The organism is Desulfobulbaceae bacterium (genome assembly GCA_015231515.1).
In the GTDB taxonomy this organism is placed as follows: Bacteria; Desulfobacterota; Desulfobulbia; order Desulfobulbales; family VMSU01; genus JADGBM01.
On record JADGBM010000123.1, the window covers coordinates 1 to 8,173 of the forward strand.

The 8,173-nt window shown below is 44.2% G+C and carries 10 protein-coding genes; 7 read left to right on the forward strand and 3 right to left on the reverse strand.

Annotated elements, in window-relative coordinates; genetic code table 11:
* Positions 1-17 precede the first annotated feature (17 nt).
* The 6 genes from HQK80_14010 to HQK80_14035 all read left to right on the forward strand — a co-directional run bounded on the left by HQK80_14010 (position 18) and on the right by HQK80_14035 (position 5,656).
* Positions 18-239, forward strand: coding sequence for a TonB C-terminal domain-containing protein (locus HQK80_14010; GenBank protein MBF0223314.1), 222 nt, complete (start codon positions 18-20; stop codon positions 237-239).
* A 25-nt stretch (positions 240-264) separates the two neighbouring features.
* Complete coding sequence (locus HQK80_14015; protein ID MBF0223315.1) at positions 265-2,022, forward strand: putative porin; 1,758 nt, start codon at positions 265-267, stop codon at positions 2,020-2,022.
* 10 nt (positions 2,023-2,032) lie between these two features.
* Positions 2,033-2,731 (forward strand): hypothetical protein, encoded by a 699-nt coding sequence (locus HQK80_14020; protein MBF0223316.1) that lies wholly within the window; start codon positions 2,033-2,035, stop codon positions 2,729-2,731.
* Positions 2,732-2,759: 28 nt separating this feature from the next.
* Entirely contained in the window at positions 2,760-3,662 is a 903-nt protein-coding gene (locus HQK80_14025) for a hypothetical protein (GenBank protein ID MBF0223317.1), read from the forward strand.
* A gap of 29 nt (positions 3,663-3,691) precedes the next feature.
* Positions 3,692-4,732 (forward strand): sigma-54-dependent Fis family transcriptional regulator, encoded by a 1,041-nt coding sequence (locus HQK80_14030; GenBank protein ID MBF0223318.1) that lies wholly within the window; start codon positions 3,692-3,694, stop codon positions 4,730-4,732.
* An 84-nt stretch (positions 4,733-4,816) separates the two neighbouring features.
* On the forward strand, positions 4,817-5,656 hold the full coding sequence (locus tag HQK80_14035) for a sulfotransferase (GenBank protein ID MBF0223319.1): 840 nt from the start codon (positions 4,817-4,819) through the stop codon (positions 5,654-5,656).
* 102 nt (positions 5,657-5,758) lie between these two features.
* Here the strand turns inward: HQK80_14035 and HQK80_14040 are convergent, their stop codons facing one another.
* A complete protein-coding gene (locus HQK80_14040) occupies positions 5,759-5,971 on the reverse strand; it encodes a hypothetical protein (GenBank protein ID MBF0223320.1) in 213 nt (70 codons plus the stop codon).
* Positions 5,972-6,078: 107 nt separating this feature from the next.
* Positions 6,079-6,429, reverse strand: coding sequence for a hypothetical protein (locus HQK80_14045; GenBank protein MBF0223321.1), 351 nt, complete (start codon positions 6,427-6,429; stop codon positions 6,079-6,081).
* Between the two features lie 456 nt (positions 6,430-6,885).
* On the opposite strand from HQK80_14045, the gene HQK80_14050 reads away from it, so the two are divergent.
* Entirely contained in the window at positions 6,886-7,482 is a 597-nt protein-coding gene (locus HQK80_14050) for a hypothetical protein (protein ID MBF0223322.1), read from the forward strand.
* A 72-nt stretch (positions 7,483-7,554) separates the two neighbouring features.
* Here the strand turns inward: HQK80_14050 and HQK80_14055 are convergent.
* Positions 7,555-8,173 (reverse strand): PEP-CTERM sorting domain-containing protein (locus tag HQK80_14055; GenBank protein ID MBF0223323.1); only part of this gene is annotated, 619 nt, incomplete at its 5' end.

Below are 8,173 nucleotides of genomic sequence, written 5' to 3' on the forward strand. Positions count from 1 at the left end.
AACTGGTGCGATCACACTTGGAGAAAAAAGGTGGAATTCCAAAGGGCGAATTGAATGCAATTATTGCCTTGGAACTCGACATGACTGGCAAGGTTGTTGATTACAAAATTATTAATTCATCTGGAAATGAGCTGATGGACGCTGCTTTGGAAGAAACCCTCAAGGTTGCCGTGTTGCGGGACCCACCGCCTACCGATATGCCGAGAGTCATTAAACTGAAAATCCTTTCACAGGGCTAATAGACAAACACAAATGAGATCGAAAATGAAAATGAAAACGAGGAAGATCAAAAAACATATGGCCGGGTATGCTCTTGCCATTCTTCTTTCAAGTGCACTGCCGCTTCAGGCCCAGGGTGGAACAAGCAGCGTTGAGGCTTTGGTTCAAATGCTGCAGGCTAAGGGAGTTATTACCGCAGCTGAGGCTGAGGCATTTACCTCCCAGTTTGCTTCAGATACTGATTCATCTGCAGAGCCGGCGTTTTCTGAACAAAACCGGGCCGCCCTGATTGATGATATTACCACAGAAGTGGTCAAGCGTATTGCACCTATAGTCGAGACTTCCGTGGAACAGAAAATGTCTGGAAATACCTTTGATGAGGGAAAAAAGCAGGAATTGATCGATGATGTTTCCTTAGAAGTGGCCCAAAGGATTTCACCGTATGTTGAGGCACGACTGGAAAACAAACTTTCCAAACAGACGATGAAGGAAGGAGTCCGGCTGGAGTTGATTGATGATGTTTCGTCTGAGGTCGCCCAACGGGTGAGCCCATTTATTGAGGCACGACTTGATAAAAACATCAACGACAAGATGAAGGAGCAGGAGATTGGCAAGGCAGACCATTGGGCCAACAGGATAAGTTTCGGCGGCGATATGCGGCTCCGTTACCAGGGGGATTCTTTTGATGAGCGCAACAGTAATTTTCTTGATCCTTCCGAACTGCCGGATACTGTCGTCTACCCTCAGACCAATAGGGACAGGGCGCGAATACGAGTACGAGTCAAAGCAAAGGCAAAAGTAAATGATCAGGTTGATGCGGTTGTCCAGGTATCAACAGGCAACGAAACAGATCCTGTTTCCACAAATGAGACACTCGGTGATTACCAGAACAAGGACATTGTTGTCTTTAACCAGGCCTATGTGCAATGGGCGCCTTCCAAATCACTGGCAGCATCTGGTGTCCGTATTCCAAATCCATGGTTTTCTACTGACCATCTCTGGGACACCGATCTCAACTTTGAGGGACTTGCTGGTTCGTATAATAAAAAATTCAATGATAGCTTGGGTGGATTTCTTACATTAGGCGCTTTTTCAATCGACGAATTCAGTGACAGCAGTGAAGATAAATATCTTTATGGAGCCCAGGCAGGCTTCACCTCTAATTTTCTGGATGGAATTTCCCTTAAATTTGCCGGAGCTTACTATGATTATGTCAATGAGGTTGGTAAAAGTGACACGGTCAACGGCGCTCCATTGACAGGGCATACCGCCCCGCAATTTCTGCAAAAAGGCAATACCCTCTTTTATCTCGATCCTCTTAATTCGGTGGTGGGTTTGGCCGCTGAATTTCAAGAGATTAATATCACCGGAAAACTTGATATTAATTTTTTTGCGCCGGTTCAAATTTCGCTGATCGGCGATTATGTCAAAAACATCGGCTATGATAAAGATGCGGTTGGCTCCCGAATTTTTGGAACCGCTGAAGCATACAAACTCGGTAACCTTGAGGAAAATGAAGGGTACCAGGTAGGACTTAGTGTCGGTCATACCAAGGTCAGCGACAAAGGCCAATGGCGAACGTTTTTGTATTACAAATATCTCGAAGCCGATGCTGTTCTTGATGCATTTACCGATTCTGACTTTCACCTCGGTGGAACTCACGCCAAAGGCTGGATTCTCGGCGGGGAATTTGGCTTGGCAAAAAACACCTGGATGAGTTCACGATGGTTGAGTTCTGATGAAATCAGCGGCCCCCAGTTCAGTGTGGATACCCTCCAGGTTGACTTAAATCTGAAGTACTAAGGAAAACTCTATGAAAAAAATACTTCCTATAATATTAGTTGTCCTCTTGCTAGCTGCCCTTGCTGCCGGAGGCTGGGCTGGCTATAAAATTTATACGCTTGAAGGTCAAAAGGCGGCTCTACTTGGAGAGGTTGCCGGGCTGGAGAAAAAAAACAGTCAGTTGCAAACCAAACTTGCCGAAGAGAAATCGCTTTCCAGTCAGTACTTGAAGCTTAAATCCAACCTTGAAAGCGAGTTGCGATCTCTGCAGGTTCAAAATGCAGATCTCACCACAAAATTAGAGGCAAGTTCCTCTGAACTTTACGCCGAAATTGCAAAACTTAAAGCAGCTTCAGAAACTGCTGCGGTTAACCACCAGAAAAAGATTGATAAATATACAGAGGTTATCTCACAGTGGAAAACGCAGTATGAAGCGCTGCACGCTGAGAGTATAACCAAAATTCAGGTACGAGATGAAAAGATTTCCAGCTTAACAAATGAAAATTACACTCTTGACTCGCATCTAAATTCAGAGAAACAGGAACATGACCATTGCCGGCGTGAAAATGCACGATTTGCGATTTTGAGCCAGGAACTTGTCCAAAAATATGCGGAAAAGAATGTCATTGATGCATTAAAAACCCTTGAACCGTTGACTCAGCTTGAAAAGATTGAGCTGGAAAAGATGGTGCAGAAATATCAGGACGATATCGACAAGAGTACCCTGTAATCCATCTCTCTTTTAGGAGGTAATTTGCATGAAAAAACAATGGAAATTTTTCTGGGATCATCTGCTGATACCAGTTGCTTTGTTCAACGCTTTCTTGTCATGGTGGATTATCCTGGATAATAATCTGCTTATTGCACCTGATTATCCTGTTGAAGTAGCAAGACAGGCATCGAATCTCAATAGAAACAGTTTCGAATATACTGCCGAACAGTCTGCCAGCGTGAACACTCAGAGTAGAGCAGGGGACAAAAATCCTCTTACTCCGGCGGAATCTGATGATGCTCACTCTAAAGCAGGATCAGTGGGGAAAAATGTGCAAATCAGTCGCCGGAACTCTCGTTCAGATGACACTAAATCTTCTTCAGGGGCCCTAATCGCATCTGTTCAAAATGATGTAAGGGAGCGCCGGTCAGATTTGCAACGGAAAAATAAAAGAGACGTAAGCGCACTTGAATCTATAAACTCGACAGGCCTGTCACAGGCACCGCAGATGGCAAGTTCTGCTAACAAGAGTTCTCGTTCTGACAACTATTCATCGCCTCCACAAAATTCACAAACCGGCGGCAGCCTCGAAGACATTAACCAGGATTATCCTGCAAACACAGGTGAAGAGTCCAACGTTTCTCAAACTTTCGCCGATGATGACGATTTCAGGCAAAACACTCCAGCTGATCTGGAGATTGAGAAAATTCTTGCCAGGGAAGAACGACTGCAAAAAGAAATAGCACGACTGACCAAGAGAATTGAAAACGGAGAGTCAGACCGGTATTACAACATTTGGATTCAGCGTAAAGATGCGAGCTTTATTGTCCATGACAGTCAACAACTGGAACAGTACGAGAAAGAACTCGGAGAGTTAACTGCCCAAAAAATGAATTTCGACCAAACTACCAATATGTCGTCCATTCCCAAACATATGTACCTGGCCTGACAGCCAGTAAACAGTTAATTACCCCATCCATGCAGAAACATAACTCAAAACAGCCGCCCATCATCAGTGAAATTTATCATCACATCATTACCAATAATCAGGCAATGCTGTCCTTATTCGAGCAGGTCAGTTCCATTGCCAAAAGCGGACAGCCGGTATTGATCACTGGGGAGACCGGAGTCGGCAAGGAACTTTTTGCGCAAGCCGTACATCGTGCCAGTGAATTACGTGGCGATTTTGTCGCTGTTAATGTTGCAGGTCTCGACGATAATAGCTTTTCAGATACCCTGTTCGGCCATCTGAAGGGTGCCTTTACAGGTGCGGATCGTCTGCGTCAGGGAATGATTGAAAGGGCTCAGGGCGGCACGCTTTTTCTCGATGAAATCGGTGATCTCAGCACTGCATCGCAGGTGAAGCTTCTTCGCCTTTTGCAGGAAAATGAATACCTGCCCCTGGGAGCAGACATTTATAAAAAATCTACTGCCAGGATTGTAACCGCAACCAACAGAGATCTTTGGTCATTTCAAAAAACAGGGCGCTTCCGAAGCGACTTGAACTACCGCCTCCGCACCCATCATATCAATGTGCCACCCCTGCGGGAGCGTGCTGGGGATATCTCAACCCTGATCGATCATTTCCTGAGCTCAGTCGCCAGCATTCTCAAGAAAAAGACTCCAACCCCACCAAAGGAGTTGCTTCCTCTTCTTGCTCAATATCACTTCCCCGGAAATATTCGGGAACTCCAGTCCATGATTTTTGATGCTGTGAGTCGCCATGAGTCCAAGGTGATGTCTTTGCAGACCTTTCATGAACACATTGCCAGGAATACTGAAAACAACTACTCTCCGGCGACTGACCAGGGTGACGATGACGCATTCCCAATCCCTTTTACGAACAAGTTTCCCACTATTGAAGATGCCGTGCGAATGCTGGTTATTGAGGCAATGAAACAGGCCCAGGGAAACCAAGCCATTGCAGCCAAACTGCTTGGTATTTCCCGTCAGGCCCTCAATAAACGCCTCAAGAAGATTGAAGGTGTTGCGGGAAAGAAACATCTTCTAGAATACTAATTCAAGCTGTGACTGAACCTGTAAATCATCCTTATAAAATATTAACCAAGAGCTAGTCACCGCTCACTAATGGCGTTTTTAATAATGAAACAGCTTTACTTTCTTTCAGGCATACCTCGATCAGGTTCAACTGTTTTGGCGAACATACTCAATCAGCATCCTGATATTTATGTTTCGCCGACAAGCGGTCTTCTTGATTTAATCTTCTTTTCAGAGCAGAATTTGCAGAAGCTTGAAAAAGCCTATGTAATTGATCCCATCCAGAAAAAAAATATCATCCAGTCCACAATTGACAGTTACTATGCCCACAGAAATGAAACTATTATTCTAGATAAACACAGGGGCTGGCCTCGAAACTTGCCTGCAATCGCAAGGTATGTACCAAACTTAAAAATAGTCATAAACTATCGACCAATTGCCGAGGCCGTTACATCGATGATTAAATTGATGAAGAAGAATGAAAAGAAATATAAGAAGCGGGCGAACCCGGTAGATGACTTTTTACGATCAAAGAACCTTGAAATTAATACACAAAACAGAGCGCATGCCATTTTTCACCAGCTGTGGAAAGAGCCTTATGAAAATATGTTATTCGGCATGAACTATGAAAAAAAACATCTTCAGAGCGGCAAAGAGAAAATTTTTCACTATGTCAACTATGATGATTTAATAAACGACCCTGGAAAGGTTTTATCGGGGATAGTCATGTTTCTAAGCGCCGATGGGCAGTTCACTTTCAACTTTAATAAAATCGCTAACAATCTTAAAGAAAACGACTCCACCTACTGGAACATGCCCGGATTACACGACGTTCGCTCATCATTAACCAAGCAGAGTTGGGACCCGGACAAAGTCCTTGGACCAGAGTTAACAAAGCACTTTTCACAGTATGACTTTAACCTGGAAACATCCCCGCCAGATTAAATACAGTTCTTGCCAATTCTTGCTTCTTTGGTATTTCCCGTCAGGCTCTCAATAAACGCCTCAAAAAAATCCAATCCGATCCCGCCTAAAAGTACTAGTCGGTTATTCAATTTTCCAACGTTGCCTGAAGAGATGCTCTGAGTCTGGGTCAATCAAGTTCCTATTGAATGACCCAATTACAAAATTGTCCTCATACGCCAAAAGTTCAAGCCAGTCGATGTCTGAAACAATTTTCCCGGCCAGTCGCGATGAGACAGCCCCATCACATGAGTTATTGTGCTTACGATAATGATTTGTTGCTGTTTGATGGTCCATAAAAAAAGTTCTCCTTATGATTATCTGTTTTTGTTTTGATGAGATTCGTTATCTTTAAAGAAAAATGAGGCATTCAAATGCAGCATCGAACGACTCAATGAAACTATTTAATTAATCAGCGCTTCCAACTCATGCGGATTAAAAGCCCTGGGCAAGAAATCTACTTTGCTACGGATGGCATGTGGGAACCATGCGTAATCCTCCTCCATATCACCACCGATCATAACAATACGCTGATCGGCATTCTTAGCTAAAACCCTTTTGATCAGGTCATAATTTTTAAATCCCGTCATCCCAGTGCCAGTGACAACAAAATCAAAACCTTTTGTTGTAGCTGAGAATGTTTTCCACCATCCACGATCTCTGTCGGCACATTCGACTTCATGCCCGCACTCTTCCACTATACCAATCAGATACTCAAGGTCTGCCTGTTCGTTTTCCATGATAAGGATCTTCATTGTCGGGCCTCTTTGTAGATGTTGTCATTTTCGCCAGCCCTTGTGAGCTGACGGTCAATACTAGATAATTTTTGCATTTGCTTTTTCAATCATGGTCTATATTTAAGGTATCGAGATTAATGTAATGTTACTTTTGAATTAATTTTCGGTTAGATTTAACCCGCGCAACCATAGTTCACACCAGGTGATGTGGTTGCGCCCCTTTTCAGTTTGTTTACGCCAGCCTTAACTGCCTGAAATCAATCGATTTATGAACAATTTCATTCCCATCACGATTCATTATTTGTTCTTATTGACAAGTATACAGCAACATAAGTTGATGGGGTATGCTGGCTCAGAAAGCGGGTAAGTATTTAAATAAAACATGTAATATCAAGATGTTATAGGCGTAGATAGCGCTTGGCATAAAGGTTGCCTTAACAAAGGGACAAGACGAACCCTTTGGAGGCACCTTTCATGCTGAAAAATTACGCTCTACTACTTGCCATTTTACTTTTGACATCAGCCTGCGGCGCAGTAAATTCAGATGTTGCATATCGTGACCAACCAACCTATCTTGAGCTGCAGAAGAATCCCTACCTTCGCCAGATAGTTGACTGGCAAGGTCGCCTCGCCAGGGAAAATTCCACCTGCGCAAACTGTGAAAAACTTTCAACATGGCAAGACCGGGTAAACTCAAAAGGATGGGATACCTCAACTGTGCGCGCAATAGTTGCTGAGAGCAAGGCCCTGACCTCCTATGAAATTGAGATCGAAGATCAATGGGCCACCCCTCAGGAGTTTGCTGCAAAATCGTACTCCGGCGACTGCGAAGACATCGCCATATTTATTATGTCGAATTTGCGTTCTCTCGGTTATCCGTATGAGGTAAGGGTGTTGGCGGTTAAGACAAATTTTGAGGATCATGCCCTGGTGAAGATCCAAATGCCTGATCTGAGCTGGCAGGTGTTTGAAACAGTGCAAACCAACGCGGCTGCTGATGAGATAATACTAACCTACACACCGATTGTTGAATTTGATGAGAAACAAATCATCTCACATGTGACCTTATAGACCGGATCAGTCGGCCCCTACGCCTAGAAAGGAAGGATCACATCTGCAGAAAAGAGATCATCGCAAGCTTTCTTACTGATGCTTCTTCCCTCTATTTCGTCGAGCACCCAGCAAACCATATCCAGCCAGGCCGGTACCCAAAAGGAGCATAGTCGCTGGTTCTGGAACCGCTGCCTGGGCACCAGAAATCAGGCTGAACCGACCGCCAATAGGAGATGTTAATATTGGTGCACTGATACTGATGACTCTCCCAATTGAGAGTTCGGAAAAGTCATCGATGTAGGTGATTGCACGAATACCACTGCCAACAGTCACAATAGATCTGTTTGAAAGACTCACGTCGCCTGAAGAAATAGTTAAGTTGCCAGCACCTATTTCTGGGACATTCCGTATTACTCCAGAAGTTATTGAAGCCCCTGTTCCCACCTGAATTGGTTCACCGCCCCCTACATACAATCCTGCATTGATAGAACCGGATAATACGCTCATGGTTATCGCCCCATTAGAGGCCCCAAATATTGCGGCATCGTTGCCATTCATTATTATGTCTTCAGCTGCACAGAGGGTTAACGAGCCCCCTTCATAGTTACGGAGATCATCGGTGCCGTTGATGCTTATTGTGCGGGCATTTATTTCTAGAATATTTGAGCCGGGAAAAATGGAAACATCCTGCGGAATAATAAACTCATCT